Genomic DNA, 19,864 nt, shown 5'->3' with positions numbered 1-19,864 from the left:
GCCTCATTTTGAGGCCGTGATGATGATTATTTGAAGCGGGAAAGTCTGAATGGCGTCAAATCAAAATCGCTATTTATACCTTGCGCAAAATCGGTGGCTATTTCCCCTAATACCGATGCAAATTTAAATCCGTGTCCACTCAGGCCGGTAATCAACAGCGTATTATCGTGGCCGGGCAGGGTGTCGATAATAAAATCTTCATCAGGCGAATTATCGTAGGTACAGGCAGCTCCGTACAGGCAGCAACCAATGCCTGGCAGTATGCTACGTAAGAAGGGAAATGCTTCAGAACCGTCACTGGCGATTTCAGCAAACGGAACGCGTTCATCCGCTGAATGAATCACCTGACCACCATTATGTTTTCCAATTTTCAGAGCGTCATTTTCGGCGGGAAAGCCGTAATACTGATCGCCATTGGGCAGTTCTCCGGTAAAGGCCGGAAATTTATTTTTCACGCTATAACGACCATCGGCCTGATACCAGGCGAACACTTTGCGTACTGGCTGGACAGGCAGTTCTGGCAGCAGGTCTTTTACCCAGGTTCCCGCGCAGACGATCGCTTTTTTCGCCTGATACTCGCCGTCAGCTGTTTCAATAGTTACGCCGTCATCGTCATGACGAATTGCGGTGACCGGGCAGTTGAACAGTTGGGCACAGCCAGCTTCCTTCGCCAGTTGGATCCAGGTTTTAATTGCCAGTTCGCTGCGCAGAAAGCCAGAATCAGCCTCAAACAAGCCGATGTAATTGTCAGGGACGCGTATTTCAGGCCAGCGAGCCATAATGGTTTGCGCATCCAGTTTTTCGACGTTGAGTTGCCATTGTTCCGCGCTGTGGGCGACATTGGCGAGGAATTCGGAGTCGGCTGGGCCGAGGTTAATGACGCCAGAGCGCACAAAAATGGGGTCTTCTTCGTTGTAACGGGAGAGTTCATCCCACAGGGTTTGCGCGCGAAGTACCAACGGAACATACTTTTCACCTTCACCATAAGCATGGTGAATTAATCGTGTATCACCGTGGTGGCTGCCGTGTTGGTGCGGCGGCATATGGGCGTCGGTCATCAGCACTTTCAAACCGGCCCGAGTGGCATAATACCCGGCTGCAGCGCCTACGGAACCGCTGCCAATAATGATGAGATCGTATTTCATTTTTTTCTCTCTGCTCTCATGGTTTAAGCAGAGTAATTAAGTGAATGCAGATATACAACCCAGAAATAGTAAAGGCACCAATCTGGTGCCTTTTGGGTGGATGGTCATGTCAAGTTAATGACGACGATACTCATTTACATGGAAATCACCAGATTCAATTTTGGCGATTCCTGCTTCTAATATCGAAATAAATTGTCTGGCAACATCAGTAGTTAACCAGAGTGTCTGACCAACTTCAGTCCCTTCCTGCTCGGACTTATTTGGGGTCTGGTAGTGCAAACGCAACATCAGAGCATCATAGCTATCAACGGTGCTGATGTCCCACCCTACGAGCGGATGAGTCTGAATGACTTCATTGTTTTTTTCCATCATGGCCCCCTAATTCGTGTTACTAGACAACGTTATTCGAGGTTCAATGCATTTTTATCTGAAGCAACTTCAGTATACCAATAAGTAAGGGTATCCACAGAATTTTTAAAGGGGGAAAGAGATATTTTTTTGTTTTTAAGATTTATATGAACAATAAAACAGCATGTCATTCATATTTTTTTAGCATATCGTGCAATTATTTTGAGGAAGTGTAGAAATTTTGTGCTGAAAATAAAAAAGCCGGAGCGACCCGGCAAAAACAAACATTACTGCATATTATTCGCTAACGAACCAGTCATCTGCGCTTTCCCATGTTTCTTGCAGAATTTCGCTAATGCGCTGTTTATCTTCTTTTGTTGCGCCAATAACCGATAAATTATTAGCTGCGGCATAACGAACAGAAACATGACCTTCGTTATCAGGAAACGCATATTGAATACGGCGGGAAAGTTCAACTGCCAGAGCGTCAATGGCTCCGGCAGGTAATGGAGAAGTTTTCGCTATGGTGACTTCAATTCTCATAATAGCCCCCTGTTTAATATACTGGTTATTTATACAGGCAAAATAACCTAATGACAACAGGGAACTACGTTTTTTATTGTTTAACTGTCCAGCGTACTGTTTCTCCGGCTAGGAATGGCACCAACGTGTCGTCAGTCAGAGCGATGCTTTCAGCCACTTTCTGCTCTTCGCGTACCAGTTCAATAAACGATTCGTTGACTGGCAAACCATAGAACTGCGGGCCGTTTAAAGAACAGAATGCTTCAAAGTGCTGTAACGCATTCATTTCTTCAAAGACAGTGGCGTAACTGCCCAGCGCCGTTGGGGCATTAAAACAGCCGGCACAACCGCAGCTACTCTCTTTGCGATGACGCGCATGTGGCGCGGAGTCAGTCCCAAGGAAAACGCGACTAAAGCCACTGGCGACCAGTTCACGCAGCGCCTGTTGATGCACATTACGTTTGAGAATGGGCAGGCAGTACAGATGCGGACGTATGCCACCAACCAGCATATGGTTACGGTTAAACATCAAATGCTGGGGTGTAATGGTAGCAGCCAGCAGTTCATTACCGTCACGAACATATTCAGCGGCATCTTTCGTCGTGATGTGCTCAAAAACCACTTTCAGCCCAGCCAGACGTTGGCGTAGCGGCTCCATAACAGTTTCAATAAAGCGCGCTTCACGGTCAAAAATGTCGATGTCGGCGTGTGTCACCTCTCCGTGTACCAGCAGTGGCATACCCATTTTTTCCATTCGCTCCAGTACGGGCATGATAGCGTCAACCGACGTCACGCCGTGGCTGGAGTTGGTGGTCGCGTTTGCTGGGTAAAGTTTTGCAGCGGTGAACACGCCTTCGTTAAACCCTCGCTCCAGTTCGTCTGCATCCAGTGAATCAGTTAGGTAGCAGGTCATCAGCGGGATGAAGTCGTGCCCGGCAGGGACGGCGTCAAGAATACGTTGACGATAAGCCACGGCAGCTTCAACGGTCGTCACGGGCGGTGCCAGATTGGGCATAACGATGGCCCGACCATAGGTTTGGCTGGTATACGGCACGACAGTTTTTAACATGTCGCCATCGCGGAGGTGAAGGTGCCAGTCGTCTGGGCGGCGGATCTTTAATACCTGGGATGGTGCAGTCATTAATCTCTATGCTCCGGCTGAAGGGATGTTTTTGCCGGACACAAAGGATAAGCGGAAACGTTTTCCTTTGCACGAAAAATAAAGGGCGCGAATGCGCCCTCGTGTTTAATCAGTAAACGGAATGACAATTTCGCCAGGTTTCACCTCAATGCCTTTCGCCAGTTTTTTCGCCATTGCTTCACCTTTGCTGCCATCTTCGCGCAGAATGTAAGCCGGTTGCTGGTTAAAGTAGTTGCGTAATGCCTGATTCAAATAGGGGAGCAACGTTTGCATGACTGTCTGCATTTTTTCCGGTTGTACCGTCGCATCGACCACTTCCATTTCCTTCAGGAAGATAGCGCCTTTTTCTTTATCGAAAACCGGCAGTGCTTTCAGTTTTAGTTTCATGGTCGCTTTCTGGCTGCCGAACAGGGAGTTCATATCCAGATTTGCATCCCCGGTTAAGGTTATCTTATTCGGCTCTTCGCGACCAATTTGGCTGGCCAGGTTTGTCAGAACAATATGGGCATCCGCTACGCCGGGCAAACCGATATCTTTCGAGAAATTATTATGTTTCTCAAGTGACTGGTTAATTTCTTGTTCGCTAATCGTGTACTGGGTGAGTTGATTACAGCCAACGAGCAGGCCGCTGACGAGCAATGCAGCGGCAAATAAAAACTTGTTCATGGTAGTCCTCGACATGAAATCTGCGTCAATATCCTGACACAACGCAGCATGTGCCACCAGCGTTAAACTCGCCAGCAGAAAAAACTGAATTCTGCGGCGGCAGGTAATAACAAGCTGTTAAGGCGCGTCAGGTTGACAGGGCGAGCAATGGTAACAGAAAGCATCGCGTTTTCAGGCGTCGCGTTCCAGCAACCGACGCGCCGCGCGTTTCTGGCTAAATTGCCAACCCAGCGCAAGGAAGGTGATTATGCCAATAATGCCCAACATCATCCACGGTAACTCTGGTTGTTGTGCCGACTTTCCCAGATCAAACAGCCAACCGCCGCCGATATAGCCAATAGCTCCGCCAATGGCCAGACCCAGACGGCTAAAACCCATATAGCTGCCGCGTGCTCGCGCATCCGCCAGCGAGGCGCTTAAGGTTTCACGCGCAGGTTCGGCAATGATCGAACCGATATAAAACAGACAAATCAGGGTGAAAAGTTGTTGCAGGCTGCTGACCATGCCCACCGGCATCATGCTTAATGACATTATCAACAACCCAGCCATCAACCGGTGTTCCAGACGAAAGCGCCTTTCGCTCCAGCGAGCGATAGGGTAGAGCAAGGTTAAGGAGAGACATGCTTCAATGGCATACATCCATTTAACGGCAGAGGGCGCTCCGGCGACGTCGTTGACCATAATCGGCAGCATCAACATCACCTGAACGGCAAGCATGTAGTAGCCCGCCAGCGTCAGGACGTAGGTGACAAAACGTTTATCACGCATCACGCGAGCCATGCCTTCGCGGACTGGCGTGCGCACGGTAGAGAGTTTCCATGCCGGTAACAACCAGGCATTAAACGCTGCACACAGTACAAATAGAATCGCCCCTGTGGCGCAGACCAGGCGGAAATCATATTGCAACAGCCAGCTTCCCAACAAAGCGCCAATGACCGCACCGGCACTGTCCTGCATCATCAACAACGAGAAAAAGCGCCCACGTTGCTGCGGGCGAATCAATTTGACCACCAGCGCCGAACGCGGCGGATCGAAAAGAGTGCCGCCAAGACCTGAGAGAAGGCAGGAAAACCACAGTAACCAGGGCTCCTGGGCGATGCCCATAGTGGCGAATCCGGCGGCGCGCATCAGCATACCGGTGACAATCATTGGTTTAGCGCCAAAGCGGTCAGCAATTGCGCCGCCAAAAATACCCAACCCTTGCTGAATGAACTGACGCAGACCGAGGGCAATACCGACCATCACGGCGGCCCAGCCCATTTGATCAACGAAGCGGATGGAGATCAGCGGGAAGACAACAAAGAACCCCAGCACGACCAGCATATTATCGATGAGCAGGAAATATTTACCCAGGTTCCTCGCCTGCGACACGCGCGACATTTCCCCTCCCGGGAAATAAAAGATGAGCACTTTCTATTCTGCATGGTGGCTAATACTTTTCCCACAATTCCCGGGACAATATTTTTTTATCGAAAGCCCTCTTTGATAGAGAGTTTTTATCAAATATGTGAATAATGCAGGAAATGGCATTTTGGACTTTTCACAGGCTCTGGTTGCGCAGGTATAGTAATACTTACAACGTATTAAAGACGTTACGGGAAGGAGTAGGTATAGAATGTTTGGCTATCGCAGTAACGTGCCAAAAGTGCGCTTAACCACGGACCGACTGGTCGTGCGTCTGGTGCATGATCGTGATGCCTGGCGGCTGGCGGATTATTACGCAGAGAATCGCCATTTCCTCAAGCCCTGGGAGCCAGTGCGCGACGAAAGCCACTGCTATCCTTCAGGCTGGCAGGCCAGGTTAAGCATGATTAATGAATTTCATAAACAAGGTTCTGCATTCTATTTTGGGTTGTTCGACCCGGATGAGAAAGAGATTATTGGCGTTGCCAATTTTTCTAATGTGGTGCGAGGATCTTTTCATGCCTGCTATCTCGGTTATTCGATTGGGCAAAAATGGCAGGGCAAAGGGCTAATGTTTGAAGCCCTGACCGCCGCCATTCGTTATATGCAGCGCACCCAACATATTCATCGCATTATGGCCAACTATATGCCGCACAATAAACGCAGCGGTGATTTACTTGCGCGACTGGGTTTTGAAAAAGAAGGCTATGCGAAAGATTATTTGTTGATTGATGGACAATGGCGCGATCACGTACTGACGGCATTAACCACCCCAGACTGGACGCCCGGCCGCTAAGGAGAATCTCATGAAATATCAACTTACTGCACTGGAAGCCCGCGTGATTGGCTGCTTGCTGGAAAAACAGGTGACAACGCCGGAGCAATATCCGCTTTCTGTAAATGGTGTAGTAACGGCCTGTAATCAGAAAACGAACCGTGAACCGGTAATGAATCTGAGTGAATCCGAGGTGCAGGAGCAGCTGGATAATCTGGTCAAACGTCATTATTTACGCACGGTGAGCGGTTTTGGTAATCGGGTCACCAAATATGAGCAACGCTTTTGTAATTCAGAATTTGGCGATCTGAAACTGAGTGCCGCAGAAGTGGCGTTGATAACCACTTTGTTGTTACGCGGTGCCCAGACGCCAGGCGAATTGCGCAGCCGCGCGGCGCGGATGTATGAATTTAGCGATATGGCGGAAGTGGAGTCCACGCTGGAACAACTGGCTAATCGTGAAGACGGGCCTTTTGTGGTTCGCCTGGCTCGTGAACCGGGTAAACGTGAAAGCCGTTATATGCATCTTTTCAGCGGTGAGGTTGAGGATCAGCCGGTGTTAACGGAGCCGTCGAACGCGGTTGACGGCGATTTACAGGCTCGTGTCGAAGCACTGGAAATCGAAGTGGCAGAACTGAAACAGCGTCTTGATTCATTGCTGGCCCATCTGGGAGATTAAAGTGAAAAAATTACGTATCGGCGTAGTGGGATTAGGCGGCATCGCGCAAAAAGCGTGGTTACCGGTGCTGGCGGAAGCATCAGACTGGACGTTACAAGGCGCGTGGTCGCCAACGCGTGAGAAAGCCCTGCCAGTTTGTGAAAGCTGGCGCATTCCCTACGCTGATTCGTTATCCAGCCTCGCCGCCAGTTGCGATGCGGTTTTCGTACATTCAAGCACTGCCAGCCACTTTGAGGTTGTCAGTGCGCTGTTAAATGCGGGGGGGCATGTTTGTGTTGATAAACCGCTGGCGGAAAATCTGCGTGATGCCGAGCGGCTGGTGGAACTGGCAGCACGGAAAAAACTCACCCTGATGGTCGGTTTTAACCGCCGTTTCGCACCTCTCTACTGTGAGTTAAAAACGCAACTCGCTACGGCGGCCTCGCTAAGAATGGATAAGCATCGTAGCAATAGTGTCGGGCCGCACGATCTTTATTTCACGTTGCTGGATGATTATCTGCATGTGGTGGATACCGCGCTGTGGTTGTCTGGCGGCAAAGCCTCTCTGGATGGCGGCACGCTACTGACTAACGACGCTGGCGAAATGCTATTTGCCGAGCACCATTTTTCTGCGGGTTCTTTGCAGATTACCACCAGTATGCATCGCCGTGCCGGAAGTCAGCGTGAAGCCGTGCAGGCCGTGACTGACGGTGCGCTCATCGACATTACGGATATGCGTGAATGGCGTGAGGAGCGCGGGCAGGGGGTAGTGCATAAACCGATTCCAGGCTGGCAGAGTACCCTTGAGCAGCGTGGATTTGTTGGTTGCGCACGTCACTTCATTGAATGCGTGCAAAATCAGACAGTTCCGCAAACCGCCGGTGAACAGGCTGTGCTGGCGCAGCGCATCGTTGACAAGATCTGGCGCGACGCGATGAGTGAATAAACCCTGTAACATCTGGCGGTAGCAATTCACCATAATCCAGGTAGACTATTCGCCTCTTTCAGCGCCTGCCTTGCAGGCGTTTTGCCCGTGGGTCTGGATTAGAACACCGATGAATTTATTAAAATCGCTGGCCGCCGTCAGCTCGATGACCATGTTTTCGCGTGTGCTTGGCTTCGCACGTGACGCAATTGTCGCCAGAATCTTTGGCGCAGGGATGGCAACCGACGCCTTTTTTGTCGCTTTTAAACTTCCTAACTTGTTGCGCCGTATTTTTGCTGAAGGAGCCTTCTCCCAGGCATTTGTGCCGATTCTGGCGGAATATAAAAGCAAGCAGGGTGAAGACGCCACGCGGGTCTTTGTCTCTTATGTTTCTGGTCTGCTGACACTCGCGCTGGCGGTTGTGACGGTTGCCGGGATGCTCGCCGCGCCATGGGTAATCATGGTGACCGCGCCGGGCTTTGCTGATACTGCCGACAAATTTGCCCTGACTACCCAGCTATTACAGATTACTTTTCCCTATATTTTGCTGATCTCCCTGGCGTCGCTGGTGGGGGCGATTCTCAATACCTGGAACCGTTTTTCGATTCCGGCATTTGCCCCGACGTTACTTAACATCAGCATGATTGGTTTTGCGCTGTTTGCCGCGCCGTACTTTAATCCGCCTGTGCTGGCGCTGGCGTGGGCTGTAACGGTGGGCGGTATCCTGCAACTGGTTTATCAGCTACCGCACCTGAAGAAGATAGGCATGTTGGTTTTGCCACGCATTAACTTCCACGATGCGGGTGCGATGCGCGTGGTGAAACAGATGGGACCGGCGATTCTTGGCGTCTCTGTCAGTCAGATCTCCTTGATCATTAACACCATTTTTGCCTCGTTTTTGGCATCCGGTTCTGTGTCCTGGATGTATTACGCCGACCGTTTAATGGAGTTCCCGTCTGGCGTACTGGGCGTGGCGCTGGGCACCATTTTGCTACCGTCGCTGTCGAAAAGTTTTGCCAGCGGCAATCACGATGAATACAACCGCTTGATGGACTGGGGGCTGCGTCTTTGTTTCTTGCTGGCGCTGCCAAGCGCGGTGGCGCTGGGTATCCTTTCCGGGCCGTTGACCGTTTCACTGTTTCAATACGGTAAATTTACCGCCTTTGATGCGCTGATGACCCAGCGGGCGTTAATTGCTTACTCGGTGGGTTTGATTGGCCTGATTGTGGTGAAAGTGCTGGCTCCGGGCTTTTATTCCCGCCAGGACATTAAAACACCGGTAAAAATAGCCATCGTCACGCTGATCCTGACGCAATTGATGAACCTGGCGTTTATCGGCCCGTTGAAACATGCCGGATTGTCGCTTTCCATTGGTCTGGCGGCTTGCCTGAATGCTTCGCTGCTGTACTGGCAGTTGCGTAAGCAGAAAATCTTCACCCCGCAGCCCGGCTGGACTGCGTTTCTGTTGCGTTTGTTGGTAGCCGTATTGGTGATGTCAGGCGTGCTGTTAGGTATGTTACACATCATGCCAGAGTGGTCATTGGGCACTATGCCCTGGCGTTTACTACGCTTGATGGCGGTTGTTGTTGCGGGGATCGCGGCATACTTTGCCGCGCTGGCGGTGCTGGGCTTCAAAGTTAAAGAGTTTGCCCGTCGGACGGTGTAATAATGCGTTCCGGCCTGCATTGCAGGCCGGAGAAAATCTTCAGATAGATATCTTTTTACTGCCGCGATGGGACGTTGAGGTTTGACCGTTAGCCCCGTACAGCGTCGGTTCCTGATGCGGTTTCAGCATCTCCAGCGCCTGTTGATTGCGCTCAATCTGTCCTTCCAGAAGCCAGCCGTTATGTTGATTTAACTGGCGCAGTTGCTGCGTTTTCACGGTAATTTCCTGCCATCGCTGTGTGATCTCGTCGCTGTTTACAGTATCCAGTGTTTGCCGACGTAACTGCTCAAGGTAATCCAGCGTTGCCAGCAGTGAGCTTTTTTGTTCTGTAGTCCATTGCAACTGGCTGCCGTTGATCTGCCCCATAGAGAGATATTGTTGCTCTTGATCCATCACTATTTTAAGCTCGTTAAGCACTGCGGACATCTGGTCGAGGATCTCTGCAAGACGCGTCATAAGCCTATTTACTCAGTAAGTCTTGTTGTACTTCGCTGATCAGCGCGTCGGCAATTTTGCCGATATCCATTTTTAGCTCACCGTTACGAATCGCCTGTCTCAACGCTTCTACGCGTTCAAGATTGATATCACTGCTGCCTGGCTGCATCAATTTTGCCTGCGCATCGCTTAACGTGACGTTGGTGCTGGTGGCTGCGGTCGTTTTAGTCGAGCGGGTATTGGCTACCGGCGCGTCAGTGTTTTCGCGTGGCTGAACGGTGCTTACGGGCTTCAGAGGTGAAGTGCGGTCAATACTCATGGTTTATTCCTCATTGAGGGCGCTTTTATCATTTGTTGCTTATTTATCGGCAATAGTCGGTCAATCTTTAACAGCTTACAGGTTTATAAGAATATTCCCATCAGCATCCACCACGCCACTGACCACCTGACCCGACACCATGCGGACACGAGCATTTTGCGCGACGGCGGCATTGTTCAGTGCCTGACCTTCAGCATTGGCGCTGAATCCCTCCCCGCTGGCAATCACATTGACGCGTTGACCGGCTTTGACTCGCCAGGCCTGGCGCAGCATGGTTAGCTGTACAGGCTGTTCGGGCGCCAGATCGCGCAGGCTGACGGCATCAACAAGTTGATTGACATCCAGCACAGTACGCGGCGGTAAGGTATCCAGCCGTCCGCGTTTTAGTTTGACACTGCCAGATTCCAGTTTTCCCCCACGCACAACGGGCATCGCAGCAACCACATAATTTCCCGTGGCCTGCACATTAACCTGCAAATATCGTTTGTTGTTGCCGCAGCGCGCCAGCACATTCACATTGCCCCACAGGCGGGAATTGCTGGTCATCGACAGCAATGGCTGTTCACACGGAGGCAGTAAATGGGGCGCAGTACGAACAGAGACACGGACTTCATCACTCAGTCCTGCCAGTTGTGCGGCAAAAAAGGTTTGCAATTGTGATGTGAGATCGCCAGCCGCACTCAGCGGACTGAACAGTATCGCGATGATCGCCATACAACGCTTCATTGCCAGCATTTTCACCTCCAGCCATTTCTACAGGCCAAATTGTACCCGCGCGCTGTGACCATCAACGGCATAAATAGCGACCCATTTTGCGTTTATTCCGCCGATAACGCGCGCGTAAAGCCTTTAAGCTGACGGCAGAATTTTGATACCTGCGGAGGAGATATGCTCGATAAGCTCGACGCCGCCTTACGTTTTCAACAAGAGGCGCTCAATCTGCGCGCCCAGCGTCAGGAAGTGCTGGCAGCAAATATCGCCAATGCTGATACCCCTGGTTATCAGGCGCGCGATATAGATTTTGCCAGTGAACTTAAAAAAGTGATGCAGCGTGGACGAGATGAAACCAGCGTGGTTGCGCTGACCATGACCTCAACGCAACACATTCCGGCGCAGGCGCTGACGCCTCCTTCCACAGAACTGCAATACCGTATTCCGGATCAGCCTTCGCTGGACGGCAATACCGTCGATATGGATCGCGAACGTACCCAGTTTGCCGATAACAGCCTGCAATACCAGATGAGCCTTAGTGCGTTGAGCGGGCAAATCAAAGGCATGATGAACGTTTTACAGAGCGGAAATTAACGGATGGCACTGCTGAATATTTTTGATATCGCCGGATCGGCGTTAACTGCTCAGTCCCAGCGTCTGAACGTGGCGGCCAGTAATCTGGCTAATGCCGACAGTGTGACTGGCCCAGACGGACAACCTTATCGGGCAAAACAGGTGGTGTTCCAGGTGAACGCCGCGCCAGGCGCTGCTACAGGCGGCGTAAAGGTTGCCGATGTTATTGAAAGTCAGGCTCCGGACAAACTGGTTTATGAGCCGGGTAATCCGCTGGCGGACGCGAAGGGCTACGTGAAAATGCCAAACGTTGATGTTGTCGGGGAGATGGTTAACACCATGTCGGCGTCGCGCAGCTATCAGGCCAACGTGGAAGTGCTTAACACGGTGAAAAGCATGATGCTGAAAACCCTCACGCTCGGTCAATAAAGGAGAAAGCCATGTCCATTGCGGTAACCACCACCGATCCGACAAATACCGGCGTCAGCACTACCAGCAGTAGTTCGATCACGGGCAGTAACGCCGCAGATTTACAAAGCAGTTTTCTGACCTTGCTGGTGGCACAACTAAAAAACCAGGACCCGACCAATCCAATGGAAAACAACGAGCTGACGTCGCAACTGGCGCAAATCAGCACGGTCAGTGGGATTGAAAAACTCAATACTACGCTCGGTTCGATTTCCGGGCAGATAGACAACAGTCAGTCGCTACAGGCCAGTAACCTGATTGGTCACGGTGTGATGATCCCCGGCACCACTATTCTTGCCGGAACCGGCAGTGAAGAAGGAGCGGTAACCACGACCACACCGTTCGGTGTTGAACTGCAACAGGCGGCAGACAAAGTCACTGCCACTATCACTGATAAAAACGGCGCGGTTGTGCGCACTATTGATATCGGTGAACTGACCGCCGGCGTCCACAGTTTCACCTGGGACGGTACGTTAACTGATGGCACAACCGCTCCAAATGGTTCTTATAACGTGGCGATTAGCGCCAGTAATGGTGGTACGCAGTTAGTGGCTCAACCGCTACAGTTTGCTCTGGTACAGGGCGTGATTCGCGGCAACAACGGGAATACGCTGGATCTTGGTACTTACGGCACCACCACGCTCGACGAAGTACGGCAGATAATCTAAGCCTTCACATTTCAGGAGTCAGTCATGGCCTTTTCTCAAGCGGTAAGCGGATTAAACGCTGCCGCCACCAACCTCGATGTCATTGGCAACAATATCGCCAACTCCGCCACCTATGGCTTTAAATCCGGCACGGCTTCATTTGCTGATATGTTCGCGGGTTCTAAAGTGGGACTGGGAGTAAAAGTTGCTGGCATCACCCAGGATTTTACCGATGGCACGACCACCAATACCGGACGTGGTCTTGACGTTGCTATCAGCCAGAACGGTTTTTTTCGCCTGGTAGACAGCAACGGCTCGGTGTTTTATAGCCGTAACGGGCAATTCAAACTCGATGAAAACCGCAACCTGGTGAATATGCAAGGTTTACAGTTGACGGGTTATCCGGCAACCGGCACGCCGCCGACCATTCAGCAAGGGGCGAATCCGACCAATATTTCGATTCCAAATACCCTGATGGCGGCAAAAACCACCACCACGGCGTCGATGCAGATCAACCTGAACTCCAGTGATCCGCTTCCGTCGGTGACTACCTTTGATGCCAGTAATGCGGATAGCTATAACAAAAAAGGCTCGGTGACTGTTTTCGATAGTCAGGGGAATGCTCATGACATGAGCGTCTACTTTGTGAAGACCGGGGATAATAACTGGGATGTTTACACCCAGGACAGCAGTGATCCAACAGGCACAGCGAACCACGCAACGACGCTAGCGTTTAATGCCAATGGCATATTGACTTCGGGGGGGACAGCGAACATTACCACCGGCGCAATCAATGGCGCAGATCCTGCCTCATTCTCGTTAAGTTTCCTCAATTCTATGCAGCAAAACACCGGCGCAAACAACATTGTGGCAACCACGCAGGATGGCTACAAACCTGGCGATTTGGTGAGCTATCAAATCAACGATGACGGCACGGTAGTCGGTAACTATTCCAACGAACAAACCCAGTTGCTGGGGCAGATTGTGCTGGCAAACTTCGCTAACAACGAAGGGCTGGCTTCCGAAGGCGATAACGTCTGGTCTGCGACGCAATCTTCTGGCGTGGCGCTGCTGGGGACTGCCGGAACGGGTAATTTTGGCAGTCTGACCAACGGCGCGCTGGAAGCGTCCAACGTCGATCTCAGCAAAGAACTGGTCAATATGATTGTCGCCCAGCGTAACTATCAGTCCAATGCTCAGACCATCAAAACCCAGGATCAGATCCTTAACACGCTGGTTAACTTACGCTAATTGCTGACGGAATAGCTCAATGGATCACGCAATCTATACCGCAATGGGCGCCGCCAGCCAGACGCTGAATCAGCAGGCGGTGACCGCCAGTAATCTGGCAAATGCCTCGACACCGGGTTTTCGCGCGCAGTTAAACGCCTTACGTGCGGTGCCGGTGGAAGGGCTTTCTCTGCCCACGCGCACGCTGGTAACGGCGTCAACGCCGGGTGCAGACATGACTCCCGGCAAGATGGATTACACCTCGCGCCCGCTGGACGTCGCATTACAGCAGGACGGCTGGCTGGCCGTGCAGACTATTGACGGTAGCGAAGGGTATACGCGTAACGGCAGCATCCAGGTTGATCCCACCGGGCAACTGACGATTCAGGGGCATCCGGTGATTGGCGAGGCGGGACCGATTGCTGTACCGGAAGGGGCAGAAATCACGATTGCCGCCGATGGCACGATTTCGGCGCGGAATCCCGGCGATCCGGCAAATACCGTCGCGCCAGTGGGGCGTCTGAAACTGGTGAAAGCCTCGGGCAGTGAAGTACAGCGTGGTGATGACGGTATTTTTCGTTTAAATGCGGAAAGCCAGGCAACGCGTGGCACGGTGCTGCAGGCTGACCCGACGTTGCGTGTGATGTCGGGCGTTCTGGAAGGCAGTAACGTCAATGCCGTTGCGGCAATGAGCGACATGATTGCCAGCGCGCGGCGTTTTGAAATGCAGATGAAGGTGATCAGCAGCGTCGATGATAACGCGGGGCGTGCCAATCAACTGCTGTCGATGAGTTAATTCAACGATTGATGACATTGCAATAAAAGCGCGCGGACTATCCCCTCGCCCCTTTGGGGAGAGGGTTAGGGTGAGGGGAAATTCGCACCGCCGCGTGCTTTTGCTCTGCTTGTCAGCAATCCACCACAGGATATTTTATGATCAGTTCATTATGGATCGCCAAAACGGGTCTCGACGCCCAGCAAACCAATATGGACGTTATTGCCAACAACCTGGCAAACGTCAGCACCAACGGTTTTAAGCGCCAGCGGGCGGTGTTTGAAGATCTGCTTTATCAAACCATTCGCCAGCCGGGGGCACAGTCTTCCGAACAAACCACCTTACCCTCCGGATTACAAATCGGCACGGGGGTACGCCCGGTCGCCACTGAACGCTTACATAGCCAGGGCAACCTGTCGCAGACCAACAACAGCAAAGATGTCGCGATTAAAGGGCAGGGCTTTTTCCAGGTGATGTTGCCAGATGGCTCATCAGCCTATACCCGTGACGGCTCTTTCCAGGTGGATCAGAACGGGCAACTGGTGACGGCCGGTGGCTTTCAGGTGCAGCCAGCAATCACCATTCCGGCGAATGCGTTAAGTATCACCATTGGTCGTGATGGCGTGGTAAGCGTTACCCAGCAAGGTCAGGCGGCGCCGGTTCAGGTTGGACAACTCAATCTCACTACCTTTATGAACGACACCGGGCTGGAGAGTATTGGTGAAAACCTCTACACCGAAACGCAATCCTCCGGTGCACCGAATGAAAGCACGCCGGGCCTGAATGGTGCAGGACTGTTGTATCAAGGGTATGTTGAAACATCTAACGTCAACGTGGCGGAAGAACTGGTCAACATGATCCAGGTACAGCGCGCCTACGAAATCAACAGTAAAGCGGTATCCACTACCGATCAAATGCTGCAAAAACTGACGCAACTCTAAGGCATACCGGTGGGGACTCTCACCGGTTTACTGATTTTGAAGATGATAGCCATGCAAAAAAACGCTGTGCATACTTACGCCATTTCCAGCTTGTTGGTGCTTTCACTATCCGGCTGTGCCTGGATACCCTCCACGCCGCTGGTGCAGGGGGCGACCAGTGCACAGCCGGTTCCCGGCCCGACGCCCGTTGCCAACGGTTCAATTTTTCAGTCTGCCCAGCCGATTAACTATGGCTATCAACCGCTGTTTGAAGATCGCCGACCGCGCAATATTGGTGACACGCTGACCATTGTGTTGCAGGAGAACGTCAGCGCCAGCAAGAGTTCCTCTGCGAATGCCAGCCGTGACGGTAAAACTAATTTTGGCTTTGATACTGTGCCGCGCTATTTGCAGGGGCTGTTTGGTAACGCCCGCGCCGATGTCGATGCCTCTGGTGGCAATAGTTTCAACGGTAAAGGCGGTGCTAATGCCAGCAATACCTTTAGCGGCACATTAACAGTGACGGTCGATCAGGTGCTGGTCAACGGTAACCTGCATGTGGTGGGCGAAAAACAGATCGCCATTAATCAGGGCACTGAGTTTATTCGCTTCTCCGGTGTGGTCAATCCACGCACCATCAGCGGCAGCAATACCGTACCGTCTACTCAGGTGGCGGATGCACGTATTGAGTACGTGGGTAACGGTTACATTAACGAAGCGCAAAATATGGGCTGGTTACAGCGTTTCTTCCTTAACCTGTCGCCAATGTAAGTGAGGCTGTAGTGATTAAATTTCTCTCTGCGTTCATTCTTTTGCTGGTTGCGACGGTGGCGCAGGCCGACCGTATTCGCGATCTCACCAGCGTTCAGGGCGTACGGCAAAACTCGCTGATCGGTTATGGGCTGGTCGTTGGCCTGGATGGTACAGGCGACCAGACGACCCAGACGCCGTTTACCACTCAAACGCTTAATAACATGCTCTCGCAATTGGGAATTACCGTTCCGACTGGCACCAATATGCAACTCAAAAACGTGGCTGCGGTAATGGTGACGGCGTCGCTTCCGCCATTTGGTCGCCAGGGGCAAACCATCGACGTGGTGGTTTCTTCTATGGGGAATGCCAAAAGTTTGCGTGGCGGCACGTTGTTGATGACACCGCTTAAGGGCGTTGATAGCCAAGTGTATGCGCTGGCGCAGGGCAACATTCTGGTTGGCGGCGCGGGCGCATCAGCGGGGGGCAGCAGTGTCCAGGTTAACCAACTGAACGGTGGACGGATCACTAATGGTGCGATTATTGAGCGTGAATTGCCCAGCCAGTTTGGCGCTGGCAATACCCTCAATTTGCAGCTAAATGAGGAAGATTTCACCATGGCGCAGGAAATTGCCGATACCATCAACCGCACACGTGGATACGGTAACGCGACGGCGTTAGATGCGCGGACTATTCAGGTACGCGTGCCGAGTGGCAACAGTTCCCAGGTGCGTTTCCTTGCTGATATCCAGAATATGCAGGTTAATGTCACCCCGCAGGACGCCAAAGTGATTATTAACTCGCGTACTGGTTCAGTGGTGATGAATCGTGAAGTGACGCTGGACAGTTGCGCGGTAGCACAGGGGAATCTCTCGGTTACGGTAAATCGTCAGGTTAACGTGAGTCAACCAGACACACCGTTTGGTGGCGGGCAGACCGTTGTCACGCCACAAACCCAGATCGACTTACGCCAGAGCGGCGGTTCGCTGCAAAGCGTACGTTCTAGTGCCAGCCTCAATAACGTGGTGCGCGCGCTCAATGCGCTGGGCGCTACGCCGATGGATCTGATGTCCATACTGCAATCAATGCAAAGCGCGGGATGTCTGCGGGCAAAACTGGAAATCATCTGATGATTAGCGACAGCAAACTACTGGCAAGTGCCGCCTGGGATGCGCAATCGCTTAACGATCTGAAAGCGAAAGCGGGCGAAGATCCGGCGGCAAATATTCGTCCGGTTGCCCGCCAGGTGGAAGGGATGTTCGTGCAGATGATGCTGAAAAGTATGCGTGAAGCCCTACCGAAAGATGGCCTGTTCAGTAGTGAGCACACTCGCCTCTACACCAGTATGTATGACCAGCAGATTGCCCAACAGATGACGGCGGGCAAAGGTCTGGGACTGGCGGAGATGATGGTAAAACAGATGACGCCAGAACAACCACTGCCAGATGAAGCGACGCCAACGGCACCGATGAAATTCCCGCTCGAAACCGTGGTGCGTTATCAAAATCAGACACTCACGCAGCTTGTGCAAAAAGCCGTGCCACGTAACTACGATGATTCGCTGCCAGGTGACAGTAAAGCATTCCTCGCCCAACTCTCATTGCCCGCCCAACTGGCAAGCCAGCAAAGCGGTGTGCCACATCATCTGATCCTTGCCCAGGCCGCGCTGGAATCAGGCTGGGGTCAACGGCAAATTCGTCGTGAAAATGGTGAACCAAGCTATAACCTGTTTGGCGTCAAAGCCTCTGCCAACTGGAAAGGGGCGGTGACTGAAATTACCACTACCGAATATGAAAACGGCGAAGTGAGGAAAGTGAAGGCGAAGTTTCGGGTCTACAGCTCTTATCTTGAAGCATTGTCGGATTATGTAGGACTGTTAACGCGTAATCCGCGTTACGCTGCCGTGACGACCGCCACAAGCGCCGAGCAGGGCGCGCAGGCATTACAGGACGCGGGCTATGCTACCGATCCTCATTATGCCCGCAAACTCACCAATATGATTCAACAGATGAAATCGGTAAGCGACAAGGTGAGTAAGACCTACAACATCAGTATCGATAATCTGTTCTGAACAACTCAAGTCCGGCGGGTCGCTGCCGATAATGCTCTGTAATTGAAAGCTTATAAGGAACCTCCATGTCCAGCTTGATCAATAACGCCATGAGCGGACTTAACGCGGCTCAGGCGGCGTTAAATACGGCGAGTAATAATATTTCCAGCTATAACGTTGCCGGATATACTCGTCAAACGACCATTATGGCGCAGGCCAATAGCACTCTGGGGGCAGGCGGCTGGGTTGGCAATGGCGTCTACGTTTCCGGCGTACAGCGTGAGTACGACGCCTTTATTACCAACCAGTTACGTGCGGCGCAGACCCAGAGTAGCGGCCTGACTTCCCGCTATGAACAGATGTCGAAAATCGACAATATGCTCTCTGGTAGCACCACGTCGCTGGCAACACAGATGCAGGACTTCTTCACCAGTCTGCAAACGCTGGTCAGTAACGCGGAAGATCCAGCAGCACGTCAGGCGCTGATTGGTAAATCAGAAGGGCTGGTGAATCAGTTTAAAACCACCGATCAGTATCTGCGCGACCAGGACAAACAGGTCAATATTGCGATAGGTGCCAGCGTTGACCAGATCAACAATTTCGCTAAACAAATCGCCAGCCTGAACGATCAAATTTCACGCCTGACAGGTGTGGGGGCAGGGGCGTCACCCAACAATCTCCTGGATCAACGCGATCAACTGGTGAGTGAATTAAACCAGATTGTTGGTGTAGAAGTCAGCGTTCAGGATGGCGGCACTTATAACATCACGATGGCCAATGGTTACTCGCTGGTACAAGGTAGTACGGCGCGCCAGCTGGCGGCAGTACCGTCCAGCGCCGATCCTTCTCGTACCACTGTCGCTTATGTTGATGGGACAGCAGGCAATATTGAGATCCCGGAGAAGTTGCTGAATACCGGGTCGCTGGGCGGCATTCTGACATTCCGTTCTCAGGATCTTGACCAGACGCGCAATACGCTCGGGCAACTGGCGCTGGCATTTGCCGAGGCTTTCAATACCCAACATAACAAGGGATTTGATGCCAATGGTAAGGAAGGGCAGGATTTCTTTGCCATCGGTAAGCCGGCTGTACTGGAGAATACTAAAAACCAGGGTAACAGCGCGATTAGCGCCACCGTGACCGATGGCTCTGCCGTGCTGGCGACAGATTACAAAATCTCCTTTAGCAACGATCAGTGGCAGGTCACCCGCCTTGCCAGCAATACCACTTTTCCGGTGACGCCGGATGCTGACGGTAAAGTCACGTTTGATGGTCTGGAGTTGACGTTTACTGGCACACCAGTCGCTAACGACAGCTTTACGCTGAAACCGGTAAGCGATGCCATCGTCAATATGGATGTTTTAATCACCGACGAAGCAGAAATCGCCATGGCGAGTGATAAAACGGCTGGTGAGAGCGACAACCGCAATGGTCAGGCACTGCTGGATTTGCAAAGCAACGGTAAAACGGTGGGCGGGGCGAAATCCTTTAACGACGCCTATGCCTCGTTGGTCAGCGACATCGGTAATAAAACCGCTACGTTGAAAACTAGCAGTACCACGCAAGGTAATGTGGTAACGCAACTTTCTAATCAGCAGCAATCTATTTCCGGCGTCAACCTCGACGAAGAGTACGGCAACCTGCAACGCTTTCAGCAGTATTACCTGGCGAATGCGCAGGTTTTGCAGACGGCGAACGCCATTTTTGATGCGCTGATTAACATTCGCTAAGGGAGA

General features: G+C 52.0%; 23 protein-coding genes. 14 read left to right on the top strand and 9 right to left on the bottom strand.

What is annotated here, in order from left to right; all coding sequences use genetic code 11:
- Positions 1–26: 26 nt before the first annotated feature.
- The 6 genes from solA to mdtH all read right to left on the bottom strand — a co-directional run bounded on the left by solA (position 27) and on the right by mdtH (position 5,202).
- Positions 27–1,145 carry an N-methyl-L-tryptophan oxidase gene (gene solA / locus FC814_RS00190; RefSeq protein WP_137325340.1) on the bottom strand — a complete coding sequence of 373 codons (1,119 nt, stop codon included), beginning with the start codon at positions 1,143–1,145 and terminating at the stop codon, positions 27–29.
- A gap of 114 nt (positions 1,146–1,259) precedes the next feature.
- Positions 1,260–1,514, bottom strand: a complete 255-nt coding sequence (gene bssS, locus FC814_RS00185; protein WP_000414435.1) for a biofilm formation regulator BssS — start codon at positions 1,512–1,514, stop codon at positions 1,260–1,262.
- A gap of 276 nt (positions 1,515–1,790) precedes the next feature.
- On the bottom strand, positions 1,791–2,036 hold the full coding sequence (gene dinI / locus FC814_RS00180; RefSeq protein ID WP_001217767.1) for a DNA damage-inducible protein I: 246 nt from the start codon (positions 2,034–2,036) through the stop codon (positions 1,791–1,793).
- Between the two features lie 73 nt (positions 2,037–2,109).
- Positions 2,110–3,156 (bottom strand): dihydroorotase, encoded by a 1,047-nt coding sequence (gene pyrC / locus FC814_RS00175; protein ID WP_000126572.1) that lies wholly within the window; start codon positions 3,154–3,156, stop codon positions 2,110–2,112.
- A 105-nt stretch (positions 3,157–3,261) separates the two neighbouring features.
- Positions 3,262–3,822, bottom strand: coding sequence for a lipoprotein (locus tag FC814_RS00170; protein WP_010345626.1), 561 nt, complete (start codon positions 3,820–3,822; stop codon positions 3,262–3,264).
- A 171-nt stretch (positions 3,823–3,993) separates the two neighbouring features.
- Complete coding sequence (gene mdtH, locus FC814_RS00165; RefSeq protein ID WP_000092224.1) at positions 3,994–5,202, bottom strand: multidrug efflux MFS transporter MdtH; 1,209 nt, start codon at positions 5,200–5,202, stop codon at positions 3,994–3,996.
- Between the two features lie 235 nt (positions 5,203–5,437).
- Between mdtH and rimJ the strand changes: the two genes are divergently transcribed.
- From rimJ to murJ, 4 genes are all read left to right on the top strand, one after another.
- Positions 5,438–6,022 (top strand): ribosomal protein S5-alanine N-acetyltransferase, encoded by a 585-nt coding sequence (gene rimJ / locus FC814_RS00160; protein WP_000468197.1) that lies wholly within the window; start codon positions 5,438–5,440, stop codon positions 6,020–6,022.
- 10 nt (positions 6,023–6,032) lie between these two features.
- Positions 6,033–6,680, top strand: coding sequence for a YceH family protein (locus FC814_RS00155; protein ID WP_032225436.1), 648 nt, complete (start codon positions 6,033–6,035; stop codon positions 6,678–6,680).
- 1 nt (position 6,681) lies between these two features.
- A complete protein-coding gene (locus FC814_RS00150; protein ID WP_137325339.1) occupies positions 6,682–7,605 on the top strand; it encodes a Gfo/Idh/MocA family protein in 924 nt (307 codons plus the stop codon).
- 109 nt (positions 7,606–7,714) lie between these two features.
- Positions 7,715–9,250, top strand: a complete 1,536-nt coding sequence (gene murJ / locus FC814_RS00145; protein WP_001050689.1) for a murein biosynthesis integral membrane protein MurJ — start codon at positions 7,715–7,717, stop codon at positions 9,248–9,250.
- A 39-nt stretch (positions 9,251–9,289) separates the two neighbouring features.
- On the opposite strand, the gene flgN is transcribed toward murJ, so the two are convergent.
- From flgN to flgA, 3 genes are all read right to left on the bottom strand, one after another.
- A complete protein-coding gene (gene flgN / locus FC814_RS00140) occupies positions 9,290–9,706 on the bottom strand; it encodes a flagella biosynthesis chaperone FlgN (protein WP_137325338.1) in 417 nt (138 codons plus the stop codon).
- A gap of 4 nt (positions 9,707–9,710) precedes the next feature.
- Positions 9,711–10,004, bottom strand: coding sequence for a flagellar biosynthesis anti-sigma factor FlgM (gene flgM / locus FC814_RS00135; RefSeq protein ID WP_000020870.1), 294 nt, complete (start codon positions 10,002–10,004; stop codon positions 9,711–9,713).
- A gap of 75 nt (positions 10,005–10,079) precedes the next feature.
- Positions 10,080–10,739, bottom strand: coding sequence for a flagellar basal body P-ring formation chaperone FlgA (flgA, locus tag FC814_RS00130; protein WP_137325337.1), 660 nt, complete (start codon positions 10,737–10,739; stop codon positions 10,080–10,082).
- Between the two features lie 153 nt (positions 10,740–10,892).
- Here flgA and flgB point away from each other — a divergent pair, with 153 nt between their 5' ends.
- The 10 genes from flgB to flgK all read left to right on the top strand — a co-directional run bounded on the left by flgB (position 10,893) and on the right by flgK (position 19,858).
- Positions 10,893–11,309: a flagellar basal body rod protein FlgB gene (gene flgB, locus FC814_RS00125; RefSeq protein WP_000884706.1), complete on the top strand. Its 417-nt coding sequence runs from the start codon at positions 10,893–10,895 to the stop codon at positions 11,307–11,309.
- Between the two features lie 3 nt (positions 11,310–11,312).
- Positions 11,313–11,717, top strand: coding sequence for a flagellar basal body rod protein FlgC (flgC, locus tag FC814_RS00120; protein ID WP_001196460.1), 405 nt, complete (start codon positions 11,313–11,315; stop codon positions 11,715–11,717).
- 11 nt (positions 11,718–11,728) lie between these two features.
- Entirely contained in the window at positions 11,729–12,424 is a 696-nt protein-coding gene (gene flgD, locus FC814_RS00115) for a flagellar hook assembly protein FlgD (RefSeq protein ID WP_000020458.1), read from the top strand.
- Between the two features lie 24 nt (positions 12,425–12,448).
- On the top strand, positions 12,449–13,654 hold the full coding sequence (gene flgE / locus FC814_RS00110; RefSeq protein ID WP_000885864.1) for a flagellar hook protein FlgE: 1,206 nt from the start codon (positions 12,449–12,451) through the stop codon (positions 13,652–13,654).
- A gap of 19 nt (positions 13,655–13,673) precedes the next feature.
- Positions 13,674–14,429: a flagellar basal-body rod protein FlgF gene (flgF, locus tag FC814_RS00105; RefSeq protein ID WP_137325336.1), complete on the top strand. Its 756-nt coding sequence runs from the start codon at positions 13,674–13,676 to the stop codon at positions 14,427–14,429.
- Between the two features lie 137 nt (positions 14,430–14,566).
- Positions 14,567–15,349: a flagellar basal-body rod protein FlgG gene (gene flgG, locus FC814_RS00100; RefSeq protein ID WP_000625837.1), complete on the top strand. Its 783-nt coding sequence runs from the start codon at positions 14,567–14,569 to the stop codon at positions 15,347–15,349.
- A 51-nt stretch (positions 15,350–15,400) separates the two neighbouring features.
- Positions 15,401–16,099, top strand: a complete 699-nt coding sequence (gene flgH / locus FC814_RS00095) for a flagellar basal body L-ring protein FlgH (RefSeq protein WP_010345611.1) — start codon at positions 15,401–15,403, stop codon at positions 16,097–16,099.
- Positions 16,100–16,110: 11 nt separating this feature from the next.
- Entirely contained in the window at positions 16,111–17,208 is a 1,098-nt protein-coding gene (flgI, locus tag FC814_RS00090; protein ID WP_032225429.1) for a flagellar basal body P-ring protein FlgI, read from the top strand.
- Positions 17,208–18,149 (top strand): flagellar assembly peptidoglycan hydrolase FlgJ, encoded by a 942-nt coding sequence (gene flgJ, locus FC814_RS00085; RefSeq protein ID WP_137325335.1) that lies wholly within the window; start codon positions 17,208–17,210, stop codon positions 18,147–18,149. The genes flgI and flgJ overlap by 1 nt, the downstream gene beginning before the upstream one ends.
- A 65-nt stretch (positions 18,150–18,214) precedes the next feature.
- Positions 18,215–19,858 (top strand): flagellar hook-associated protein FlgK, encoded by a 1,644-nt coding sequence (gene flgK / locus FC814_RS00080; protein WP_085460619.1) that lies wholly within the window; start codon positions 18,215–18,217, stop codon positions 19,856–19,858.
- The last annotated feature ends 6 nt before the right edge of the window (positions 19,859–19,864 follow it).

Origin of the sequence: Escherichia sp. MR, from assembly GCF_005280595.1 — a bacterium.
Lineage (GTDB): Bacteria > Pseudomonadota > Gammaproteobacteria > Enterobacterales > Enterobacteriaceae > Escherichia > Escherichia ruysiae.
This window is presented reverse-complemented; position numbering and strand designations above follow the sequence as displayed.